20 protein-coding genes and 1 pseudogene are annotated in these 22,834 nt (G+C 66.3%); 11 read left to right on the top strand and 10 right to left on the bottom strand.

All coding sequences use genetic code 11. The annotated features are described in order from the left end of the window. Window positions 1-114: 114 nt before the first annotated feature. The 3 genes from BN972_RS14965 to BN972_RS27755 all read left to right on the top strand — a co-directional run bounded on the left by BN972_RS14965 (window position 115) and on the right by BN972_RS27755 (window position 4,546). Window positions 115-1,812, top strand: a complete 1,698-nt coding sequence (locus BN972_RS14965; RefSeq protein ID WP_080696853.1) for a PE family protein — start codon at window positions 115-117, stop codon at window positions 1,810-1,812. An 89-nt stretch (window positions 1,813-1,901) separates the two neighbouring features. Beyond that, on the top strand, window positions 1,902-2,420 hold the full coding sequence (locus tag BN972_RS14960; protein ID WP_036359242.1) for an Rv2253 family sensor-like surface protein: 519 nt from the start codon (window positions 1,902-1,904) through the stop codon (window positions 2,418-2,420). A gap of 152 nt (window positions 2,421-2,572) precedes the next feature. Beyond that, the gene (locus tag BN972_RS27755; RefSeq protein WP_051545481.1) at window positions 2,573-4,546 is read left to right on the top strand and encodes a PE domain-containing protein; all 1,974 of its coding nucleotides are present in this window, start codon (window positions 2,573-2,575) and stop codon (window positions 4,544-4,546) included. Between the two features lie 66 nt (window positions 4,547-4,612). On the opposite strand, the gene BN972_RS14945 is transcribed toward BN972_RS27755, so the two are convergent. The 3 genes from BN972_RS14945 to BN972_RS14935 all read right to left on the bottom strand — a co-directional run bounded on the left by BN972_RS14945 (window position 4,613) and on the right by BN972_RS14935 (window position 7,155). Next, entirely contained in the window at window positions 4,613-5,125 is a 513-nt protein-coding gene (locus tag BN972_RS14945; protein WP_036360928.1) for a DUF3145 domain-containing protein, read from the bottom strand. A gap of 144 nt (window positions 5,126-5,269) precedes the next feature. After that, window positions 5,270-6,085 (bottom strand): serine hydrolase domain-containing protein, encoded by an 816-nt coding sequence (locus tag BN972_RS14940; RefSeq protein WP_036359239.1) that lies wholly within the window; start codon window positions 6,083-6,085, stop codon window positions 5,270-5,272. After that, complete coding sequence (locus BN972_RS14935; protein ID WP_036359236.1) at window positions 6,085-7,155, bottom strand: class I SAM-dependent methyltransferase; 1,071 nt, start codon at window positions 7,153-7,155, stop codon at window positions 6,085-6,087. The genes BN972_RS14940 and BN972_RS14935 overlap by 1 nt, the downstream gene beginning before the upstream one ends. 61 nt (window positions 7,156-7,216) lie before the next feature. On the opposite strand from BN972_RS14935, the gene BN972_RS14930 reads away from it, so the two are divergent. Together BN972_RS14930 and BN972_RS14925 are read left to right on the top strand one after the other, a co-directional pair. Beyond that, window positions 7,217-8,314, top strand: coding sequence for an S-(hydroxymethyl)mycothiol dehydrogenase (locus BN972_RS14930; RefSeq protein WP_036359233.1), 1,098 nt, complete (start codon window positions 7,217-7,219; stop codon window positions 8,312-8,314). Continuing rightward, a complete protein-coding gene (locus BN972_RS14925) occupies window positions 8,314-8,937 on the top strand; it encodes an MBL fold metallo-hydrolase (protein ID WP_036359230.1) in 624 nt (207 codons plus the stop codon). The genes BN972_RS14930 and BN972_RS14925 overlap by 1 nt, the downstream gene beginning before the upstream one ends. 13 nt (window positions 8,938-8,950) lie before the next feature. On the opposite strand, the gene BN972_RS14920 is transcribed toward BN972_RS14925, so the two are convergent. After that, a complete protein-coding gene (locus BN972_RS14920; RefSeq protein WP_036359227.1) occupies window positions 8,951-9,682 on the bottom strand; it encodes an SHOCT domain-containing protein in 732 nt (243 codons plus the stop codon). A 139-nt stretch (window positions 9,683-9,821) separates the two neighbouring features. Between BN972_RS14920 and BN972_RS14915 the strand changes: the two genes are divergently transcribed. The 3 genes from BN972_RS14915 (at window position 9,822) to BN972_RS30460 (ending at window position 12,716) form a co-directional block, all read left to right on the top strand. Then, on the top strand, window positions 9,822-10,775 hold the full coding sequence (locus tag BN972_RS14915) for an SDR family oxidoreductase (RefSeq protein WP_036359224.1): 954 nt from the start codon (window positions 9,822-9,824) through the stop codon (window positions 10,773-10,775). Between the two features lie 7 nt (window positions 10,776-10,782). Further along, window positions 10,783-11,883, top strand: coding sequence for a class I SAM-dependent methyltransferase (locus BN972_RS14910; protein WP_036359221.1), 1,101 nt, complete (start codon window positions 10,783-10,785; stop codon window positions 11,881-11,883). 80 nt (window positions 11,884-11,963) lie between these two features. Next, window positions 11,964-12,716, top strand: coding sequence for a hypothetical protein (locus BN972_RS30460; RefSeq protein ID WP_036359219.1), 753 nt, complete (start codon window positions 11,964-11,966; stop codon window positions 12,714-12,716). Window positions 12,717-12,721: 5 nt separating this feature from the next. On the opposite strand, the gene BN972_RS14900 is transcribed toward BN972_RS30460, so the two are convergent. Both BN972_RS14900 and BN972_RS14895 read right to left on the bottom strand, forming a co-directional pair. Then, on the bottom strand, window positions 12,722-14,599 hold the full coding sequence (locus tag BN972_RS14900; protein WP_036359216.1) for an Hsp70 family protein: 1,878 nt from the start codon (window positions 14,597-14,599) through the stop codon (window positions 12,722-12,724). 134 nt (window positions 14,600-14,733) lie between these two features. Then, window positions 14,734-15,829 (bottom strand): annotated as a pseudogene (locus BN972_RS14895) (NAD(P)H-dependent amine dehydrogenase family protein). Between the two features lie 95 nt (window positions 15,830-15,924). Between BN972_RS14895 and BN972_RS14890 the strand changes: the two are divergent. Together BN972_RS14890 and BN972_RS14885 are read left to right on the top strand one after the other, a co-directional pair. Then, a complete protein-coding gene (locus tag BN972_RS14890) occupies window positions 15,925-16,275 on the top strand; it encodes an MmpS family transport accessory protein (RefSeq protein WP_036359214.1) in 351 nt (116 codons plus the stop codon). A gap of 29 nt (window positions 16,276-16,304) precedes the next feature. Beyond that, a complete protein-coding gene (locus tag BN972_RS14885; RefSeq protein WP_036359211.1) occupies window positions 16,305-17,615 on the top strand; it encodes a cytochrome P450 in 1,311 nt (436 codons plus the stop codon). Window positions 17,616-17,664: 49 nt separating this feature from the next. On the opposite strand, the gene BN972_RS14880 is transcribed toward BN972_RS14885, so the two are convergent. After that, window positions 17,665-18,357, bottom strand: coding sequence for a class I SAM-dependent methyltransferase (locus tag BN972_RS14880; RefSeq protein WP_235192462.1), 693 nt, complete (start codon window positions 18,355-18,357; stop codon window positions 17,665-17,667). Between BN972_RS14880 and BN972_RS14875 the strand changes: the two genes are divergently transcribed. Then, entirely contained in the window at window positions 18,287-19,582 is a 1,296-nt protein-coding gene (locus tag BN972_RS14875; RefSeq protein ID WP_051545479.1) for an MFS transporter, read from the top strand. The genes BN972_RS14880 and BN972_RS14875 overlap by 71 nt on opposite strands. 81 nt (window positions 19,583-19,663) lie before the next feature. Here BN972_RS14875 and BN972_RS14870 read toward each other — a convergent pair whose 3' ends face one another. From BN972_RS14870 to BN972_RS14860, 3 genes are all read right to left on the bottom strand, one after another. Beyond that, window positions 19,664-20,389, bottom strand: a complete 726-nt coding sequence (locus BN972_RS14870; RefSeq protein ID WP_036360925.1) for a potassium channel family protein — start codon at window positions 20,387-20,389, stop codon at window positions 19,664-19,666. A gap of 4 nt (window positions 20,390-20,393) precedes the next feature. Next, on the bottom strand, window positions 20,394-21,095 hold the full coding sequence (locus tag BN972_RS14865) for a haloacid dehalogenase type II (protein ID WP_036359205.1): 702 nt from the start codon (window positions 21,093-21,095) through the stop codon (window positions 20,394-20,396). A gap of 218 nt (window positions 21,096-21,313) precedes the next feature. Beyond that, complete coding sequence (locus tag BN972_RS14860; RefSeq protein ID WP_455709860.1) at window positions 21,314-22,789, bottom strand: protein kinase domain-containing protein; 1,476 nt, start codon at window positions 22,787-22,789, stop codon at window positions 21,314-21,316. Window positions 22,790-22,834 lie beyond the last annotated feature (45 nt).

Raw genomic sequence — 22,834 nt, 5'->3', positions numbered from 1 at the left:
ACTGTATTTTCACGCACTTGAAGAATTCGTCGGGAAGCCACTGAGATTCAAATTGGGTGACAGTTAGTATCTGCGCGTAGTCACGGGGGGGATTACCCGGACGGAGGGCCAAGCGTGCCTAGCCTGATAGCAATCCCGGAAATGATGACAGCTGCGGCCGCGGAGCTGCAAAGTGTCAACGCAGCGCTCATCGCGGCCAACACGGCGGCGAAGTTTCCGACCGTCGGGCTTTTGGCCGCCGGCGCCGACGAGGTCTCGGCGGCAGTCACAGCGCTGTTTTCCAACCACGGGCTGACCTATCAACAGCTCAGCGCCGAAGCGGCGGTATTTCACGAGCGATTCGTGCAGGCATTGACCGGCGGCGGGGCTGCCTACGCGACGGCTGAGACCGCAAACGCTTCGCTGCAGGCCTTGCAGCAGGACTTCTTGAACGCAGTCAACGCGCCGACATATGCCCTGCTGGGCCGGCCGCTGATTGGCGACGGGGCCGACGGGGGCACGGTTGGCGGCGTGGGGCAGCCTGGTGGAGCCGGCGGCTTGCTGTACGGCAGCGGCGGGGCGGGCGGCGCAAGCACCAACGCAGGCGTGGCAGGCGGCGCCGGAGGTGCTGCGGGATTGATTGGCAATGGCGGCATGGGCGGGGCCGGAGGGCCGAATGGGGTCGGCGGAGCCGGTGGTCACGGCGGGTGGCTGTATGGCAACGGCGGAGCCGGCGGCCTCGGTGGAGACAGCAACAATCCGCTGTCCATCTTTGGCCACGGGGGTGCCGGTGGCAATGCCGGGCTGATCGGCACCGGCGGCAACGGCGGCAACGGCGGTAAGGGAATTGCCACTACCGGCGGAGCCGGCGGTCAGGGCGGATGGCTGTACGGCGACGGCGGCGCGGGGGGTGACGGCGGGTCAAGCAACGCAGGCTCGCTTGCCGGCGGGGTGGGTGGTGCCGGTGGCTCGGCCGGACTGATCGGCAACGGTGGTGCCGGTGGCCACGGCGGCACCACAACAGCCAATCGTTTCGGCGGCGACGGCGGCGACGGCGGCGCCGGCGGGTGGTTGCTGGGGAACGGCGGCCAGGGCGGCGACGGCGGGCGCGGCGAATTCGGCTCCCTGGCGGAGGGAGTCTACGGCGGCGGCAACGGCGGTGCCGGCGGCCACGCCCGAGGATTGTTCGGCGGGGGTGGCGATGGCGGAACCGGCGGCTACGGGGGCGACGGAGACTTCGCGACCACGCAAGACGGTGCGCCAGGCGGCATAGGCGGCAACGGCGGGGCCGGTGGCAACGCTGGATGGCTGTCCGGCAATGGCGGCGCAGGCGGCGCAGGCGGCGCAGGCGGAGCAGGCGGACAGCCTCTCCTCGAAGGAAATGGCGGCAGAGGCGGACCAGGCGGCAGCGGCGGGGCCGGCGGGAGGGGTGGATTGTTCTCCGGCAACGGTGGGTTCGGCGGCATTGCCGGTGCGGGCGGAGCCGGCAATAACAGCGGTGGGATCGGTGTCGCTGGAACCGGCGGCGACGGCGGATCAGGCGGCAACGGCGGTGCCGCCGGTTGGTTCTACGGCAACGGCGGCGCCGGCGGAAGCGGCGGTACCGGTGGTGCCGGCGGACTCGCCGGGGACGGCATTACCAAGGGGGCAGGTGGTGACGGCGGAAGCGGTGGCGCCGGAGGCAGCGCGCAGCTGATCGGCGATGGTGGCAACGGCGGCGACGGCGCCGCAGGGGGCGACGGCACTCCCCACGGCCTCGCCGGTAGCGGGGGCGCCGGCGGTGCCGCGGGCTCCTGGTCCGGCAAGGCCGGTGTCTCCGGCGCCGACGGCTGACGCAACCTGACCGCTCGTCTCCGGCGGCGTGTAACAACGCACCTTGGTATGACGACTTCTTTCCCAGACCTGCTGATTGGGGAGGAAAGATGTCACGGCTGCGCCGAACCGCCTCGATTTCCGCCGCAGCTGCGCCGCTGACCGCCGCGCTGTGCCTCACCCCCTTCGCCCATGCAAGCGAAGTCGCATCCTGGAACGGCGAATACGTCATGGTGCTCGGCGCCAATGCGAAGTCCGGCACCAGCATCGCGGCCGGGCAGAACGAGTTTGCCCATCGCACCAGTGTTTCCATCACTTCTAGTTGCACCGCGGGCGTATGCACCGCGACCGTCACCAACCCGCCGCCGCCCAAGAACGATTCAATGCCCAAGACCATCGAATTCACCTGGAACGGTGCGCAGTGGGTCCGCGAGATGACCTGGAATTGGGACTGTCTGCTGCCCGACGGAACCGTCGAATACGATCCGGCGAAGTCGATTACCGTCTACACGCCGGGGCAGTATGGCATTCTCACCGGTGTCTTCCACACCGATATCGCCAGCGGCGCCTGCAAGGGCAATGTCGACATGCCGGTGTCGGCGAAACCCGTGTCTGGTCCGGTTACGTAGTCACGCACCGCCCGCTCCTTCACAAACGCGGGCGGAAGATATGCGATTGGCAAAACCTCATCGAGGATTTGCTGCAAATCCGCGAAACCGTGCAATTATGAGCCGGTCACATCTTCCGATGGTCAGAATCTCTTCCAGGTGAGAGGCCCGCGATGTTGCAACTAATTGCCGCACCCGATCTGATTTCGGCAGCCGCAGCAAATGCGTCGGGCATCGGCTCCTCGATCGGGGGGGCAAACCTGGCGGCGCTGGCTCCGACCAGCACAGTGATGGCCGCCGCGGCGGACGAAGTATCAGAGGCGATCGCATCGCTGTTTTCCGGCCACGCGCTGGACTACCAGACGTTCAGTGCGCGGGTAGAGGCGTCGTATCAGCAATTCGTGCGGGCATTGAGCGCCGCCAGCGGGGCCTATGCCGCCGCCGAGGCGGCCAGCGCCGGCCCGCTGCAGCCCGTTCTCGACGTGATCAATGCGCCGACGAACTTCCTGTTGGGGCGGCCATTGATCGGTGACGGGACCAACGGCGTGGCCGGCACGGGGCAGGCCGGTGGGGACGGCGGGATCCTGTGGGGCAACGGCGGCACGGGCGGATCGGGTGGCGCTGGGCAAGCAGGTGGCCGCGGTGGCAATGCCGGTTTGATCGGCAACGGCGGCACGGGCGGCGCCGGCGGTCTGCGCGGCGGCGTGGGCGGCGCCGGCGGCACCGGTGGATGGTTGCTGGGTAACGGGGGAGCCGGTGGCACCGGGGGATTCGGCGGCAACGTGTACCCCGTCGGAACCGTTGCGGCGGGCGCCGGTGGAATCGGCGGACGCGCGTTGTCCTTCTTCGGCAGCCCGGGCGGGACCGGTGACGCCGGCACCTTCCTCCCGGTCATGTTTGCGACCCCGCAGGAGGCCGCAGCGTGGGCCTTGGCGACCCCGGACGCAAACTTCCTGCTGATCGGAACGGACGGAACGAATCTCAGCAGGGTCCTTGCCGATCCCGCCAACTTGCACTTCCGCGCTCTGATGGAGCAGAGCGTTACGTCCGCGTCGACGATCGTCGGGCACACCACCATCTCCAACCCGTCGTGGACGACCATTCAGACCGGTGTGTGGGGCGAGACGACTGGGGTGACCAATAACATCTTCACCCCCTGGACATATGACGACTGGCCGACCGTCTACAACCACCTCGAGAACGCCTACGGCGACGCCGTCAACACGACGGTCATCGCGGACTGGAAGGTCATCACCGACATCGCTGCAGCCGGCTCGAACCCGGCCGATCACTACGAATTCGTTCCGCAGGTCCCGGGCGATGCAAGCTGGGAACTCACGTCAAATCTGGTAGCTGAAAAGGCGATAGACGCGATTGGCCTGGCCGATCCTCTCAAGAGCAATTTGATCTTCGCGTACTTCACCGGCCCCGACGTCAACGCGCATGCCTTCGGCGGTGATTCGCCGCAGTACGCGGCCGCGCTGCGGAACATGGATGCCAATCTCGGTTACCACACAGTCGGCGGTGGCGGCCTGTTGGGTGCGGTGGCACAGTGGGAGTTCGAAAACCCCGGCGAGCAATTCTCCGTGATGGTCGTCACCGACCATGGCGAACTAGGACCCCCGCAACCGGGCGGCATCACGCACGGCTTCCAATCACCCATTGAGACAGCCTCATTCGTGATCTTCGACCAGGCCTTCAACGATATGTACGACGGGTACATCAATAACTCATGGCAGATCGTCAGTTCGACGCCGACGATTCTCGATCAGTTCTACCTCCCGCAGCCGGGGTATATGCAGGGCGCGCCACTGACCAGCCCTGTCTTCGCCGGCACTTATGTGAATCCCGACCCCAACCTGTTCAGTGTGGTCACCGCCGATTTCGCCGCGCAGGGCTATCCCGACATCGCAACCAACATCAACCTGACGGCGCGCACGCTCGTCTCGTCGATCCCCTACCTGGCATACGAGCCGATAGCCGGCATCATCCATTCAGTGCCGGAATTCTTGCAGGTACCGGTCTCCTGGATCGGCGCCGGCGTCTACCAAGCCCTCAACATTCCGGCACAGATGTTTGTCCGGTTCACCGGGGTGACCGGCAACGAAATCATCCCGCCGATACTCAACCCGTTCCTCACCGATTAGGCCGAGGAGACGCGAAAGCCCCCGACACGCCGGGCGTGCGGGGGCTTTCGCGTCTGCTCGCGGGACCTAGCCGACGCCGCGGCTCAGCCAGGTCACCTCGCCGGCGTCGCCGCCGTCGCGATACACCTCGAGCGCCTCGTCCCACGCCGTGCCTAGCACCGAATCCAATTCGGCGGCAAGGGTATCGGCGCCCTGAGCCATCAGCCGGCGCAACCGCATCTCCCCCACCATGATGTCGCCGTTGGCGCTCATCGCACCGCTCCACAGCCCCAGCTGCGGAGTGTGACTGAACCGCTGGCCGTCCACGCCGGGGCTGGGATCCTCGGTGACTTCAAACCGCAAGACCGACCATGAGCGCAACGCGTTCGCCAACCGGGCACCCGTCCCGACGGGACCCACCCAGTTGGTGACCGCGCGCAACTGCCCGGGCATGGCCGGCTGCGGGGTCCACACCAAGTTCGCCTTGGCTTGCAGGGTCGACGACAACGCCCACTCGACATGCGGGCATACCGCCGCTGGGGAGGCGTGGACGTACACCACACCGCCGGTCACGTCGGCAAACTGATTCGACGCACGCATCTTTTGCTCCTTCGGTTCCACGAGGGACGTCTTCCCCAACGACCTGGTGAACCCGACGAGCGAGATACTTGCTGATATTTATGTGTCCTGCGTGTCTATTGTGCCTTGTGATACCGGTGTTGCGCTAGTGTGTGTTTTTCCCGGTCACTGCGCGCCGATGACTCGGTCCGATACCGCAGGCCAGAGGTCCAACGCCCACTCACCGAAATCACGGTCGGTGAGCACCACCAAGGCCAGATCGGCTTGCGGATCCACCCAGAGGAAGCCGCCTGACTGGCCGAAATGCCCGTAGGTCCGGGCGGAATTGCTAGCCCCGGTCCAGTGCGGGGACTTCCCATCCCGCAGCTCGAAGCCCAGCCCCCAGTCGTTGGGCCGCTGCACTCCGTAGCCGGGTAGCACGCCGTTGAGCCCGGGGAACTGCACGGTCGTCGCGTTGTCGTGCATCTGCGTCGACACCGTCGTCGGCCGCAGCAGATCCCCGGCGAACGCAGCGAGGTCAGCAACCGTCGAGGTCACCCCGAATCCGGCGGCGGCGGTCCCGCCCTCGAGCGACGTATCGGTCATGCCCAGCGGCTCACACACCGCCTCGGCCAGATAGCGACCGAACTCGATTCCCGACTCGCGCTCGATCGTTTCGGCGAGCACGGTGAAGCCGTAGTTCGAATACATCCGGCGGGTGCCGGGCCGGGCCAGCGTGTCGTTGGATGACATGGCCAGTCCCGACGCGTGGGCCAGCAGGTGGCGGATCGTGGACCCGGCGGGCCCGGCCTCGGTGTCGAGGTCGACGACGCCTTCCTCGATAGCGATTTGGGCGGCCCGGGCGACGATCGGCTTGGTGACCGACGCCAACGCGAACGGGTGCCCGGTGTCGCCGTGGCTGGCCCGCACTCCGTCCGGCCCGACGACGGCCGCGGCGACGTTGGGTACCGGCCAGTCGCCAAGTCCGGAGAGCACACCCATCACTTGGTGGCGATGTAGTAGTTGTTCAGCGGGTCGGACTCGATCTCGGCCACCCGCACGTTCGCAAACCCGGCCTCGGCCAGCATCGCGGTGGCCAGCTGTGTGCCCCACGCCGTGCCCAGTCCGGCGCCGTCCAGCGCCAGCGACACCGTCATGCAATGCATCAGCGAGGTGGTGTACAGATAGGTGCTCATCGGCCGGTCGACGTTCTCTTCGAGTCGGCTCGACGCCTTGATGTCGGCCATCAACAGCACCCCGCCGGGGCGCAGCGCACGGTGGATGTTGGCCAGCACCCGGGCCGGTTGCGCCTGATCGTGAATCGCGTCGAAGACGGTGATTACGTCATACGCGCCATCCTTGTCCAGCTCTGCCAGGTTGGCGCGCTCGAAGATGGCGTTGGTCAGACCAAGTGCAACAGCCTCCCGCCCACCCGTCGCGATGGCTTCCTCGGAGAAGTCGATGCCGGTGAAGCGGCTGTCCGGAAACGCCTGCGCCATCACGTTGACGGCGTGACCGCTACCGCAGCCGAAGTCGGCGACGTCGGCGCCAGACCGCAACCGCTCCGGAAGTCCGTCGACGAGCGGCAGCACGACGTCGACAAGCGACGCGTCGAAAATCGCGCCACTCTCCTCGGCCATCAACTGGTGGAAGCGCGGGTATTCGCTGTACGGCAGCCCGCCGCCCTCCCGGAAGCAGCCGACGATCTTCTGCTCGACGTTGCCGAGCAGCGGCAGAAACTGCGCCACCACCGCGAGGTTGTTGGGCCCCGCGGCGCGGGTGATCGCCTGCGCCCGGTAGGCCGGCAGGGTGTAAGTGCCCGTGTCGGCGTCGTAGTCGACGACGTGCCCCGTGGTCACGCCGCCCAGCCACTCGCGCACGTAGCGCTCGTTCAGGCCGGCGGCCTCGGCGATCTGCGCGCTGGTCGACGGCGGCAACCCGGCCATCGTGTCAAACAGACCGGTCTGATGCCCAATGCTCAACAACAGCACCAGGCTGGCGCAGTCGATCGCGCCCACGATCCGGGCGCTGAATTCCTCGGTACTTTCGGTAGCCGACTCGGTTGTCGTCATGGTCAGCGACGCTACACCGGCCGGCCGCGCGGCTCACCGCCCCGAACACTAGGTTGAAACCATGAGTCAGACAGTGCGCGGCGTGATTTCACGGTCCAAAGGCCAGCCCGTCGAGGTGGTCGACATCGTCATCCCCGACCCCGGGCCCGGCGAGGCCGTCGTCGACATCATCGCGTGCGGTGTCTGCCACACCGACCTGACCTACCGCGAGGGCGGCATCAACGACGACTACCCGTTCCTGCTCGGCCACGAGGCCGCGGGCACCGTTGAGGCGGTCGGGCCAGGCGTCACCAACGTCGAGCCGGGCGACTTTGTGATCCTGAACTGGCGGGCGGTCTGCGGGCAGTGCCGGGCGTGCAAGCGTGGCCGGCCGCACCTGTGCTTCGACACCTTCAACGCCGAACAGAAGATGACGCTGACCGATGGCACCGAACTCACTCCTGCCCTGGGCATCGGGGCGTTCGCCGACAAGACGCTGGTGGCATCCGGTCAGTGCACCAAGGTCAACCCTGAAGCCGATCCCGCCGTGGCCGGCCTGCTCGGCTGCGGGGTGATGGCCGGGATCGGAGCGGCCATCAACACCGGCGGCGTCACCCGCGACGACACCGTCGCGGTGATCGGCTGCGGCGGTGTCGGTGACGCCGCGATCGCCGGTTCCGCGCTGGTGGGGGCGCGCAAGATCATCGCGGTCGACACCGACAACACCAAGCTGGACTGGGCACGCAATTTCGGTGCCACCCATACCATCAATAGTTCCGAGCTTCACTCGGAAAAAGACCTCGTGGAGACGATTCAGGACCTGACCGACGGGTTCGGCGTGAACGTCGTCATCGACGCGGTCGGCCGGCCGGAAACCTGGAAGCAGGCGTTTTACGCCCGCGACCTCGCAGGCACCGTGGTGTTGGTCGGGGTGCCGACACCCGACATGCGGCTGGACATGCCGCTGGTCGACTTCTTCTCGCACGGCGGGGCGCTGAAGTCGTCGTGGTACGGCGACTGCCTGCCCGAGCGGGACTTCCCCACCCTGATCGACCTGTACCTGCAGGGTCGGCTGCCGCTGGACAAGTTCGTCTCCGAGCGGATCGGCCTGGACGACATCGAGGAGGCGTTCCACAAGATGCACGACGGCAAGGTGCTGCGTTCGGTGGTGGTGCTGTAATGGTCGCCATCGACCGGGTAGTCACCCACGGCACCTTCGAACTCGACGGCGGCAGTTGGGAAGTCGACAACAACATCTGGCTGATCGGTGACAATTCCAACGTGGTGGTGTTCGACGCCGCCCACGAAGCCGATCCGATCGTCGAAGCCGTCGCCGGCCGCCATGTGGTCGCGGTGGTGTGCACTCACGGGCACAACGACCACGTCACGGTGGCTCCCGAACTCGGTGAGACGCTTGACGCGCCCGTGCTGCTACATCCCGCCGACGAGGTGCTGTGGCGAATGACGCATCCGGACAAGGAGTTTCGATCGATCGGCGACGGCGAGACGTTGAAGATCGCCGGGACCGAATTACGCGCGCTGCACACGCCCGGCCACTCTCCGGGATCGGTCTGCTGGTATGTGCACGACCTCGGGGTGGTGTTCAGCGGCGACACACTCTTCTCAGGTGGACCGGGCGCCACCGGACGCTCCTACTCCGACTTCCCGACGATCCTGCAGTCGATCTCTGAGCGCCTCGGGAAGCTGCCCGGCGACACCGTCGTGCACACCGGCCACGGTGACAGCACCACCGTCGGCGAGGAGATCGTGCACTACGAGGAATGGGTGGCCCGCGGGCACTAGGTGCCGCTACAGGCTACATCCCGTCCAAGATGCGACGCTTCTCCGTCTCGAACTCCTGCTCACTCAGTGCCCCGGAATCCCGCAGCGCGGCAAGGGTTTTCAGTCGTTCCAACCTGACACCCTGATCGCCCGGTTCGTAGGCCGTCTGCGACCGATAGACCGGCGGCGGCACCACATAGGTGCCGGGCGCCGCCGCCGCGGGTATGGCCGCCCGCTTGGCGCGACTCAGCCACACCACCGACAGGAACACATCGATGAGGCTGATCACAAAAAGGGCCACGAACACCCAGACCAGATCACCGTGGGAACTCTTGTGGCCGAAGGCGAGTCGCGGATTGATGTATCCATTGACCTGCCCGTCGGTGGCGACGTTGAAGTCGGCCTCCTGTGGCACGTGCACGTTCCACACCCGTACGTGGGCGTCATTGTTGACGGTCGTTGTGCCGCCGATGCTTTCCACCAATTCCGGCTGCGGCACCCCTTCGGGCGGCGTGATGGAAATGCGAAGCGGCGGCACCGGCAGGCCGCCATCGGAACCGATGACCAGGGTGTGCAGGCTGACGGTCGCATCTCCGGCCGGCAGGTGCACGCTGCCCGATCCGGGGATGGGCACCTCGCCGTAGGCGTTGTATTTGTCCAAGAAAAACGCGTTGAGCACCAGGGTCACGATGAATCCGACGACCGCCACCACAAGCATCAGAATGGCCAGCGCCAGCGACATCTTGGCGACCCGTCTGCTGTTCATGCACGCAGTGTGTCACGTGTCGAACACCGAGACAGTCCATCTCCGCAAGCTGATATTCGTGGGGCGATGAGCGGGAACCAGTGGGACGGAGGACACTGGTTCCGACCGAAGTGCGAGGGACCCGGAAAGGAGCCGACGCATGGCCCACAATCTGATCGCCACGGTGCCGGATCTGTCCGGCAAGGTGGCCGTGGTAACCGGATCCAACAGCGGCCTGGGACTCGGGCTGGCCAAACGACTTTCGGCGGCCGGCGCCGACGTGGTAATGGCGATTCGTAATCGCGCCAAGGGTGAGGCCGCCATCGAGCAGATCCGGTCCTCGGTGCCCGACGCGAAGCTGACCATCCGGCCGTTGGACCTCTCGTCGCTGGCATCCGTGGCGGCCCTGGGTGAACAGCTGAACGCCGACGGTCGCCCGATTGACATTCTGATCAACAACGCCGGCGTGATGACCCCGCCGGAACGGGACACCACCTCGGACGGTTTCGAACTGCAATTCGGCAGCAACCATCTCGGGCATTTCGCACTGACCGGGCATCTGCTGCCGCTGCTGCGCGCGGCGAAAAGCGCGCGGGTGGTCTCGTTGAGCAGCCTTGCCGCCCGCCGCGGCCGCATCCACTTCGACGACCTGCAGTTCGAGAAGTCCTACTCGTCGATGTCCGCCTACGGACAATCGAAGCTGGCGGTGTTGATGTTCGCCCGCGAACTGGACCGGCGCAGCCGCCAGGCCGGCTGGGGCATCGTCTCCAACGCGGCACACCCCGGCCTGACCAAGACCAATCTGCAGATCAGCGGCCCGTCGCATGGCCGAGAGAAGCCGGCGGTCATGCAGCGGTTCTACACCGCCTCTTGGCGTTTTGCCCCCTTCCTTTGGCAGGAGATCGACGAGGGCATCCTGCCCGCGTTGTATGCCGCCGTCACACCACAGGCCGAGGGCGGAGCGTACTACGGCCCGAAGGGCTTTTATGAGGCCGCCGGTGGCGGGGTCACCGAGGCGAAAGTGCCGGCGCGCGCCGCCAACGATGCTGACTGTCAACGGCTTTGGGAGATTTCGGAGCGGCTCACCGGTGTCAGTTTCCCGGCGCAGAGCTGAACCCGGCATGCGGCTGCCCGAATCCAGCATCGTGGTTCGGCCGGAGCCGATGGAAAGCGGGACCTACACGCAATCGTCGCGCCTGCAGGCCGCCGGGCTGTTGCCCGCAGTAGCGTTGTTCGAGCACGCCGCGCACCAAGTGCCGCTGCCCAGACCGCCGCAACCGATCGTGGTCGCCGACTACGGCGCTGCCACGGGCCACAACTCGCTCAAGCCGATGGCCACCGCGGTCGGAGTATTGCGGTCCCGGACCCGACATGACCACCCGATCCTGATGACGCACACAGACGTGCCGGAAAACGACTTCACCGCCCTGTTCCGCACCCTATCCGACGACCCGGACAGCTACCTGAACAACGATCCGGCGACTTTCACGTCCGCGGTGGGCCGTTCCTTCTACGACCAGATCCTGCCGACCGGCGCGGTCAACCTCGGCTGGACCTCGTGGGCGATTCAATGGCTCAGTCGGGTTCCCGCCGACGCTCCGCAGTTCACCGACCACGTGCAGGTGGCCTACAGCACGAACGTCGCGGCCCGCAAAACCTACGAGCACCAGTCGGCGATCGACTGGAACGACTTCGTGGCCTATCGGGGACGCGAGTTGTGTCCCGGTGGTCGGTTGGTGGTGTTGACCATGGCTCTGGATGACGACGGTGAATTCGGGTACCGGCCGCTCAACGAGGCATTGATGACGGCGCTGCATGATTTGGCCGATCGGGGGCTGGTGGGCGGCGAGGAGGTGGAGCGCATGGTGATCCCCGTGATCGCTCGTACCGAGAAGGACTTTCGCGCTCCCTTCTCCCCCCGTGGTTGGTTCGAGGGCCTGACGATCGATCATCTCGACATGTTCAACGCCGACGACAGGTTCTGGGCCCGCTACCAATCGGATTCAGACGCGGACGCTTTCGGTGCACAGTGGGCAGCGTTCGCGCGTGCCGCACTTTTCCCGACGCTGACGGCCGGACTGGACGGCGGCATCGCTGATCCGCGGGCAAGCGATTTCGTGCGGGCACTCGAGGCCGCCGTGGCCGATCGGCTGGCCCACGCGCCGGAACCGATGCGCATTCCCCTCGCCGCGCTTGTGCTGGTAAAACGCGGTTCGCGATAGCCGGAGGTTCGGAGCGACGCTTCAGTGGGTAACCACTGGACGGGTCGGTCGCACAGCAACTCCATAGGGGGCCAGTCAGCATGAGCGCGCACGACGATTCGGCGGACAAGGACGCCAAGGACGCCGGCGGCGGCGTGGACACTGCCGAGGCGCCGAAGGACGACTCGAAACCAAAGGACGACTCGAAACCAAAGGACGACTCCGAAGCTAAGGACGACTCCGAAGCCAAGGACGACTCCAAAGCTGAGGGCACGCCCAGCGGTGCCAACCAGACCGAGAAGCCCGAGCCTGACGAAGAGCACAAAGAAAAGGCTCAAGAGATGATGACGGCCTACGAGGACCGTCCCACTCTGGTGATGCCCGGGTCGGGTAAGACCATCGCCGGCACCGCGGTCAACGACTGGCTCGACGACGACGGCAATCCGAAGTTCGCCGAGGACGAGGATTCTCCGGCTGCCCAAGCCAAGAAGGAAAAGGGCAACGACGACTCGGGCACCGGATCGGACTCCCAATCGAACTCCGAATCGGACAAGGCTGACAGCGCGAAAGACGACTCGCAGCAAGCCGATTCACAGCAAGATGACCCGAGCGAGAAGGCCTCTGCCAAAGCTGAAAGCGGCAGCGAGGACACCGAGAAGGGTGGCACCAAGAACGAGAGCGCCCGCGCCGCAGCGGCCGACGAAAACGCCGGAGACCGCGACAAGTCGATCGAGCAGCTGAATCAGGAAGCCGAAGAGCGAGTCAAAGAGAATCTCGAGAAAGACAAAGAGTTCAACCAAGAGATCATCAAGGCGACCAAAGAAGACCGCGAACAGCACAAAGCCGAGCGGTAGCGCCGTTAAGGCGGTCCGGGAACGGCCGGGCCGTTACCCGGTAACTGCGGGAGCCCGGGGATCTGCGGCAGTTGCGGTAGCGGGTTCTGCGGGTTGTTCTGCCCCGGCAGTTGCGGTAGCTGCGGTAACTGCGGCGGCGTCGTGGGTAGCGGCGGCGGCGTGGATGGCACCGGTGGTGGACTCGAAGGCGGCGACGGCGGCGACGGCTGCTGGGTTTGCTGCGTCTCGGTGGGTTGTTGCGGCGGGGGCGCCTGAGTGGTCCGCCGCGGCGGCGGCGGAGGTTCCTGCGTCGACGGCTGCGGTGGCGGCTCCGACGATGGCGCCGGTTCGGGACTGATGCTATCGGTCTCGGTTGGCGTCGGCGCGGGCGACGAGGGCGGCGGGCTGGCCGCGCTGGACGGCGTAGCGGGCACCGTGTTCACTCGCGGTGAGTTCGTCCCATGCTTGTTTGCGGAGCTCAAGCCGATCGCGATCGCGGTCCCGACCAACAGCACGGCGACGGCGGTGCTGATGATGATCACCGCCGGCAGGCGGTACCAAGGGATCGGTGGGGACTTGCGTTCGGCTTTCGGCCGGTCTTCGCGCTCGAACTTCATCTGCGGGCGGGCCGAAGTCAGGCCCGAACCACCGTGCTCACCGTGCTCGCCGGACGCCGCGACCGGCAGCGCGCGGCTTTCGTCCTCGGCCTCCGACCACGCCAGCGCTGGCTCCATCGTCGGGGCCGGAGGGTCGGCGGGAAAGTCTGGGTACGCCGCACCCACGGCCGCGGCCGGAGCCGCCGCGGCCGCAGCGGTCGCGGCAACAGCGGCCGGCGTGAGCGTCGTCGCGCTGTTGTCACCTGGACCGCGGGCGGCACGCAACGCACCGCCGATTGCCGCGGTGAGTTGCGGTCGCGGCGTCGTGATCACTGGCACCCCAAACCGCCCGGACAGCGAGGTGGTAACCGCCGGTATGTTGGCGCCACCACCTACCGTCGCAATCGCGACGAGTCCATGAATCCCGTTGCGCTGCAACAACTGTTCCAAAGAAAGCAGGACTCCGTCCAAGGCGGGGCGGATCGTTTCCTCGAGCTCGTTGCGGGTCAACCGGATGTCACCGCGGACGCCCGGGACCTCTTCGGCCAGGGTGGTGACGGTGGTCGAGGAGAGCCGTTCCTTGGCGGTGCGGCAGGCGGCGCGTAACCGGGTGAGCGAGCCGATCGCCGCGGTCCCGGACGGATCGAACGAACCGGTCCCCGGCATTTCGGACATGACGTAGGTCAGCAGCGACTGGTCGATGAGATCGCCGGAGAAGTCGTGGTGCCGAACGGTAGGGGCGACCGGCTGGTACTCACCGCTGACATCGACCAGGGTGAGGCTGGTCCCGCTGCCCCCGAAGTCGCAGACGGCCACAATGCCGCGCGCCGGTATCCCCGGGTTGGCGCGGACGGCGAAGAGTGCGGCGGCGGCGTCTGGGAGCAGCGACAGCGGCTTGGCGCCATGCGACCATTCGGACACGCGGCTCAGCGCACCACCCAGCGCGTCGACCGCAAGTGGCGACCAGTGCGCCGGATAGGTCACCGCGACACTTTCGGGCAGAGCACGTCCTCCCGTCGCCGCATACGCCAGCGCGCGTAGGCCGTCGGCGACCAGCGCCTCGCTGCGGTGCATGGAGCCGTCGGTCGCCACAATGCCGACGTGGTCGCCGACCCGCTCCACGAAGTCGGTGATGACCAGTCCCGGCTCGTCGAGTCGGGGGTTCTCCGAGGGGATACCGACTTCGGGCGGCCGCTGCCGGTACAGGGTCAGCACGGGCTTACGGGTGATGGCGTGGTCGGCCGTTACGGCGGCCAGGTTCGTGGCACCGATCGACAGGCCCAGCGCGGGCCTAGCTCCATCTGCCATCCAGGTCCAATCCCCGGGGCTAACGCCCTATGTCTCTAGGTTTTATCCAGCTTTTCGGTGAAAGCTATAGCGTAGCTCTGACTCAGCTGAGCGCCAGCTGTATCAAGATCTCTCCCCGACCATGTTTGCGCTGGTCAGCGAATGGTCCCTGCGCCGGGGATGAGCGGTAGGTCCAGGGCTGTCACCCAACCTGGGGAAAGAGCGTTGACCGCCGGGACCGCGTTGAGGGCCCGCAGCCCGGTTGCCAGGCATCCGGCCGCGGCGGCGTCCCGGCCCGAGCCGTCCGTGAACCGAAAGGCCGTCTCCTGCGAAATGCTCGGTGTCCCTTCGATATCCACCCGGTAGACGTCGTTGTCGTTGCCGGTCGGCCAGTCGGGCGCGGCGTCGAGCCCGATGCGGTTCACGTGCTCGAGCTGGATTCGGGTCTCACCTTGATAGAGCCCATTGATGGTGAACCGGACGGCGGCCACGTTGCCCGCCTTGATAACGCCCTTCGCGGATTTGCGGTCAGTGGGGGTGACCCACTTGTCCCACGTCGTGGTCATCTCGTCCAGCATGATGCCCGCGGCATGAGCGATCATCGGCACCGTCGCGCCCCAGGCGAAGATCAGCACATCGCTGTTTTCCAGCATCGGGCTGTACTCCGGCTCCCGCCCAATGCCCATCTCCCGCTCGTAATCACCCTCATAGTTGGTGTAGTCCAGCAATTCGGAGGCTCGCACCTTGCGGACTTCGGAGCACAGGCCCATCAACGTCATCGGAAACAGGTCGTTAGCAAAACCCGGGTCGATGCCGGTGGTGAAGCAGGACGCCTCCCCCAGTTCGGCGGCCTGCGTGATGGGTTCGATCCAGTTCGGTGGGTTCAGGTGCATGGTCGGCCAGATCCACGGCGTCATCGCAGTCGAACAGACATCGATCCCGGCCCGCAGGAAACGGGTGATCAACGAGATGTTGTCCTTGGCGTGCATCGCAGTCGGCCCGTAATGGACCAGTGCGTCGGGCTTGAGCGCGATCAGGGCATCCACGTCGTCGGTGGCGGTGATCCCGGTCGGTTCGGGTAGCCCGCAGATTTCGCCGACGTCGCGGCCGACCTTGTCCGGGTTGCTCTCCGACCCCAACCAACTCGAACAGCGGGTGTTTGAGTATCTCGGGAATCACCATTCGACCCACGAATCCGGTGCCCCACACCACCACTGTCTTGGGTTCGCCGGCTACAACCGGTTGCGTCATCTGCACCTCCAGCTCAGACCAGTCCCGCGTTCACCCTAAGTTCCGTGTCAAAAGGGTCTCGTATTCGCCCCTGCGTGGTGACAACATGAACAAACATGACCACTTGTCGCGCAGCTTCTATCCTGCTTGCCATCGGCACCGCCTTTGCGGCCACCAGCGGTGTGGCCAGCGCCGTTCCCTTGCCCGGTCAGTTCCCGCAGGTCCGCTACGAGGTCAGCGGTCCAGGCGTCGCTGAATACATCTCGTTCCAGACCCAGAACGGTCAGCAACGGGCGGTGAATGTGCCGCTGCCGTGGTCCACGGAATTCCAGGCGTTCGGCGGGCAGGTGTTCGTCCTGTCCGCGCAAGGACAGGGCACCATCGCCTGCAAGATCATTCTTGACGGCAACGTGGTGAACGACGCGCATTCGACTGGGACACCGGGTAAGGCGGTTTGCTCGCACTGAGCCGGGTGCCGCGGGCATAGGAGGACCGGATGAATCTCAAGTCCCACACCGAGATCCCGACGGCACTTGCGCCCCGGGTGAACGGCACCCCGCCGCCCGATATCCCGCTGGCCGATATTGCGTTGGGCTCATTGGATTTCTGGGCCCTCGACGATGATTACCGGGACGGTGCCTTCGCCACCCTGCGGCGGGAAGCACCGATCTCCTTCTGGCCCGCGATCGAAATCGAAGGGTTCACAGCGGGCGACGGGCACTGGGCGCTGACCCGTCTCGATGACGTGCACTTCGCCAGCCGCCACCCCGAGGTGTTCAGCTCCAGCCCGAACATCGTGATCAGCGACCAGACACCGGAACTGGCCGAATATTTCGGCTCGATGATCGTCATGGACGATCCGCGCCACCAGCGACTGCGGTCTATCGTCAGCAGAGCGTTCACGCCAAAGGTGGTGGAACGCATCGAGTCGTCGGTGCGGGAGCGGGCACACCGGCTGGTCACATCGATGATTGCCAACCATCCCGACGGGCGCGCCGATCTGGTCAGCGAACTCGCCGGACCGCTGCCGCTGCAAGTCATCTGCGACATGATGGGCATTCCCGAAGCGGATCATCAGCGGGTATTCCACTGGACCAACGTGATTCTCGGCTTCGGCGACCCCGATCTCGCCACCGATTTCGAGGAATTCGCCAAGGTGTCGATGGATATCGGCGCCTACGCCACGGCGCTGGCCGAGGACCGCCGCTCAAACCACCACGACGATTTGACGACGGCGCTGGTGGAAGCCGAGGTGAACGGCGAGCGGCTGTCCTCCTCGGAGATCGCAATGTTCTTCATCCTGTTGGTGGTGGCCGGCAACGAGACCACCCGCAACGCGATCAGCCACGGCGTGCTGGCGTTGTCGCGCTATCCCGAGCAGCGCGAGAAATGGTGGGCGGACTTCGACGGCCTGGCGCACAGCGCCGGTGAGGAGATCGTGCGCTGGGCCTCACCGGTGATCTATATGCGCCGCACGCTCACCCGCGATTTCGAACTGAGCGGCACCAAAATGGCTGAGGGCGACAAGGTTACGCTGTGGTACTGCTCGGCCAACCGCGACGAGTCGAAATTCGCCGACCCCTGGACCTTCGATGTCGCGCGCAACCCCAATCCGCACGTCGGCTTCGGCGGCGGCGGTGCCCATTTCTGCCTCGGGGCCAACCTGGCGCGTCGCGAGATCCGGGTGGTGTTCGACGAGTTACGCCGCGAAATACCCGACATCACCGCAACCGCGGAACCGGCGCGGCTGCTGTCCCAGTTCATTCACGGCATCAAGAGCTTGCCGGTGGCCTGGACGGCCCGCTGAGCAGACTCCCTGCTGCAGGAACGAATTGAGTCCGGCGCTCGATTAAGGGTCAGTCCGTAGCGGGAAGCTCGTAGACGAGCAGCTCGCGCGGGTAGACCGTCCAAATGGGGGGCTGCGGAACGCGGGCCACGCAAGCGGTATTGGTGCCCAGCCAGACCAACGCCTTGCGATACTCCTCCAGGCCGGCGGGGCGGAACGGGTAATGGTGGTACAGCGCGAAGGCCTGCATGTGGGCGTAGAGTGCGGCCTTACCGAGCAACCCGTCGGGCATGTCTTCGAAAACGATGATGCGACGGCGCGCGACTCGGCGGCAATCGGCGATCAGGGCGATCGGATCATGGCTGTGGTGCAGCACCTCGCTGAGGATCACGTGATCAAATGAACCGTCCGGGAAGGGAATCGTGCGGCCGTCGAATTCGGCGAATGAAATCTCGGTGACACGAAGGTCTTTCACGTCGATCCCGGTCGGCACCGCGCCGTACATGTCCCGGAGGTAATGCGAGAGATAACCGGTGCCGCAACCGACGTCGAGAACGGTGTCACCGCCGCCGACGTATTCGCCCAGTGCCTCGGCTTGTTCGCGCAGGCGCACCGCGGGCTGCAGGACGTGGTGGAAATCGGTGAGACGACGTCGCATTGTCGGCAACGTATCACGGGCCGGGTCGGTGAGAATGCCGCAACTGTGCCTACACTCGCGCGTGGCCAATCCAGTCAGCGTCAAGCGGATCGCGTTCGCCTGCATGGTGGGCACCACCGTCGAGTTCTACGACTTCTACATCTACGGCACGGCCGCGGCGTTGGTCTTCCCCAACGTCTTCTTCCCTGAGCTCAGCCCGACGCTGGGGACGATCGCTGCCATGGGCACCTTCGCCGCGGCGTTCGTGTCCCGGCCGGTCGGCGGCGCGGTGTTCGGACACTTCGGTGATCGCCTCGGTCGCAAGGCGACGCTGGTGGCCACCATGCTGATCATGGGCCTGTGCACGGTTGCGGTGGGCCTGACGCCCGGAGCGGCGACGATCGGGATAGCCGCGCCGCTGATCGTGTTGGTCCTGCGACTGTTGCAGGGGTTCGCCGTCGGCGGCGAGTGGGCGGGGTCGGCCTTGCTGGCAGCCGAATTCGCGCCGGCCCACCGCCGTGGCAGCTACGGCATGTTCACGGCGGTGGGTGCTGGCATCGCCACTTTGCTCACCAGCCTGACTTTTCTGATCGTCAACGCCACCGTCGGCGAAAAGAGTGCGGCGTTCCTCAACTGGGGATGGCGGGTGCCGTTTCTGCTGAGCGGCTTATTGGTCGCCATCGCGTTGTACGTGCGTCTCGTCATCGACGAAACACCGGTCTTCGCAAGGCAAACGGTGCGTCCACGGGTGCCGCTGGCCGAGGTGCTGCGCCAGCAGCCGGCGCGGGTGGCGCTGGCGTCGGGCAGCTTCGTGGCGCTCTACGCATTCGTGTTCATGGCCGGCACCTATCTGACCAGTTACGCACACAGCCATCTGGGGTTGTCGCGCAATGTCATCCTGTGCGCAGGATTGCTGGGCGGCCTGGCGTGGACGGCGGTCGTGCCGCTGTCGGCGATCTTGTGTGACCGGGTCGGGCGCCGCCCGGTGATCCTGTCTGGATGGGCACTCGGCCTGCCATGGTCGTTCGTCGTGATTGCGCTGATCGACACCGACCGGCCGGTGTTGTTCGCGGCCGCGATTGTTGGGACGTACAGCATCGCCGCATTCACCTACGCCCCGATGGCGTCCTTCGTGCCCGAACTGTTCAGCACGTCGCACCGCTATACCGGCGCCGGGCTGGCGATCAATGTGGCCGGCATTGTGGGCGGGGCGCTGCCGCCGTTGCTCGCCGACCCGCTCAGCGATCGCTACGGCAGCTGGTCGATCGGGCTGATGCTGGCAGTGTTGGTGGCAGTGAGTTTGGTGTGTACCTACGTGCTGCCGGAGACCCTCGGAGGAGCGCTGGAGTAGGCCCCCTTGAGCAGACGCGAAAGCACCCGACGCCGAGCGTGCGGGTGCGTGCTTCCCGCTTGCGGGGGACTGCTCACGCAACTAGCGGCGGCCGGCCTCCGGCTGCCGCAGTTGATCGGCCAGCGCTCGGATCTCGGCGCGCAACTCCTCGATTTGCTTGGCCGTCGCGGCCTGATTCTCGGTGTCGGCGTCCGAGACCCGCTGCACGATCCACGACGCCAGCGACGCCGTCACCACACCCACCAGGCTGATGCCACCGATCATCAGCAGCGCCGCGACCACCCGGCCGGTGACGGTCACCGGATACAGGTTGCCGTAGCCGACAGTGGTCACCGTGGTGATGGACCACCACAGTGCCTTGCCGAAGGAGTCGATGGTGGCACCGGGCTGCCCGCGTTCGGCGTCCAGGATCGCCAGCGATCCCGCGTACACCAACAGGATGACCCCGGAGATCGTGTAGATGAGGATCTGACCGCGGACGGCGCGACCGACGGCCTTCTGCAGCACGCCGAGCAGGACCAGCAGCCGCAGCATCCGCAGCGGCCGCATGAATGGCAGCGCCACCATGATGAGGTCAAAGAGGTGCAGCAGGAACCATTCTCGACGGTTCTCGGCCAGGATCAGGCGAGCTACGTAGTCGACGACGAAGACGCCCCACGCCAGCCAGCACAACAGCCACAGCGCACGCGCTTCGAGTCCGTGCGGCCTGCCGAGTATCTGCACCGAATACATGGCAAGGAAGGCGACGGCGACCAGGGCGAGCGGCCACTCGGTGCGCTGCTTCCACAGTTGTTCCTTGGATTGCACACGGTCAGCGTACGAGTTGATCGGCCAGATCGACGAAATCACAAGCGCTGATGTCGAACTCGTCTTCATAGGCCACATCCGCGGTGGCACAGGCACCGAATTCCAGCGGCCGGGCCACGAAGGCCGTCTGGAAACCGAGCCGACCGGCCGCACGGATGTCGTACTTGTGACTGGCCACCATCATGATTTCGCCGGGCTGCAGGCCGAGGTAGGTGGCGGCCATCCGGTACGCGGCCGGATCGGGCTTGAACACACCGGCCATCTCCGCGGCGAAGACGGCGTCCCATGGCAGACCCGCCCGCTTGGAGATGTTGACCACCGCGCTCACGTCGGCGTTCGACAGGGTCGCCAGGGTGTACCGGGTGCGGAGCCGGGTAAGTCCCGGTATGGCGTCCGGCCACGGTCGCAGCCGCTGCCACGCCAGCGTGAGCTCCTCGCGCTCGGCGGCGGAGAGGTCGCCGGCCCCGGCGTCATCGAGAATGGCGTCGAGGGCGCGACGGTACACCGTGTGCACCGACACCCAAGTGCCCGAGCGGGCCGGCGCCGCGTTCAGCGCCGTGAAGTACTCCGCTCGCCACCGCCGAACCACGTCGGGCCAATCGACTCCCGGGTGCCGGCCGGCGCTGATCCGCCGGGCCTCATCGCACACCGTCGAGTGAAAGTCCGTCGCGGTTCCTTGCACGTCAAATAACAGCGCCTTGAGCACCCGATCGAATCTACGATGTCGCTCGAGGGCAGCGACAGAGACATCAGCGCCGTCGCCACCGAGGAGCGCGAGCCCGACCAGCGGTTCACCCTCGCCAATGAGCGGACCCTTCGATAGCTCAACTGCTGCAACACTTTGCGGCTACCAGAGGTAGACCACTGCGTCCTTGCCGCCAACGCACCTGATCCACGGGTTGGCGCCGTCACCGGCGCATTCCATCAAGAAATTCGCGGCGTTCTTCGGATCGCAGTTCGCGCCGGGCACGGTGAAACAGTCGACAGAGCCTGGCGCCGATACCGTCCGCATCCCCTCGGTGGCGTTGCCGTAGGTGTTCCAGTACGTGCGCAGCACCGTGTTGGCGAAGTAGCAGGACGTCTGCGGGGACCCCGCCCGCCGTGCGACCCGAACCCGGTCGCGTTGCTGAGTTGAAAACCCTGATCGCAGCTCTGATGGCCGGCGCTCTGATCGGGACCGGTGACCAGCGGCGGCGTGGCGTTGACCGGCCGCGACGGCAGGGGCTCCGGCGCACTGGATGACTCACCCGAGTACGGCGGGATCGTCGGCGGGACGGTTGCCGACGGCCCGACTGGCGGGGGCGAATCCGAGTCGGGTAGCAGACCGATGACGGCGCCGATCACCGCGAGCACCACCGCCGCGCAGACCGCGACGAGGGTGGGCCCCAGCCAACGCCGCCGCGGCTTGGCCGCCATCTCGGCCGACACCACGGGTTGCGGGCCCGAGGGCGGAAAGGTCTGCGGATAGACCTGTTGCTGCGGTGGCGGCATGGGCGGTCGTTGCGGGGGTGGCCACGAGGCGCCCTGCGTCGGCGCGTGTTCGACCGGGTCGATCACGGTGCGGGCACCGCTTCGCAGGGCCCGTTCGGCCGCCCGGCCGAACGCTCCGGCGCTGCCGTACCGGTCGTCGGGTTCCTTGGCCATGCCGCGGGCAATGACCTCGTCCAGCGCCGGCGGAACCCTTCGGTTGGTCAGGCTCGGTCGTGGCGGCGGTGCCGACAGGTGCGCGGCGACCAGCCCGCCCTGGGTCTGGGCCGGAAACGGCGGCTGCCCGGTCAGCGCTTCGTAAAGGACGCAGGCCAGCGAGTAGACGTCGGCGGCGGGGGTGATGTCGCTGTCGGTGAACCGTTCCGGCGCCATGTACGCCCAGGAGCCGACGCGCATGTTGGCCGCGGTGAGCCGGGTGTTCTCGCCCACCACCTCGGCGATCCCGAAGTCGACGAGGTAGGCGAAGTCGGCGGGCGTGACGAGGATGTTCTGCGGCTTGACATCCCGGTGCACCAGCCCGTCCGCGTGGGCGGCGTCCAGCGCCGCGGCGATCTGGGTGACGATGGCGACGGCGCGCGCGGGCTCAAGTGGCGCCCTGACCAGCAACGCTTCCAGGTCATTGCCGCGGACCAGGCGCATGTCGATGAACAGCGAGCCGTCGATTTCACCGAAGCCGTGGATTGGGATGACGTGCGGCTCCTGCAACGTCGCCGCGGCGTGGGATTCCCGCTCGAAGCGGGTGCGAAATTTGCGATCGTTGGCGTACTGACCCTTGATGATTTTGAGGGCGACGGTCCGGCCGATCTGGTTGTCGTAGGCCTCGTAGACCTCGCCCATGCCGCCTTTGCCAAGGACGCCGGTGATGGTGTATTTGCCGAAGGTCGTGCCGACACGCTGGTCGTCCGCTGACACCGTCATCTCCTCCCGTTAGGGATTATGCGGCACGTCGCCAGGATG

The sequence above is a fragment of the Mycobacterium asiaticum DSM 44297 genome (genome assembly GCF_000613245.1).
In the GTDB taxonomy this organism is placed as follows: domain Bacteria; phylum Actinomycetota; class Actinomycetes; order Mycobacteriales; family Mycobacteriaceae; genus Mycobacterium; species Mycobacterium asiaticum.
Note: the sequence above shows the minus strand (reverse complement) of the source record. Positions and strands in the feature narration are given on the sequence as shown.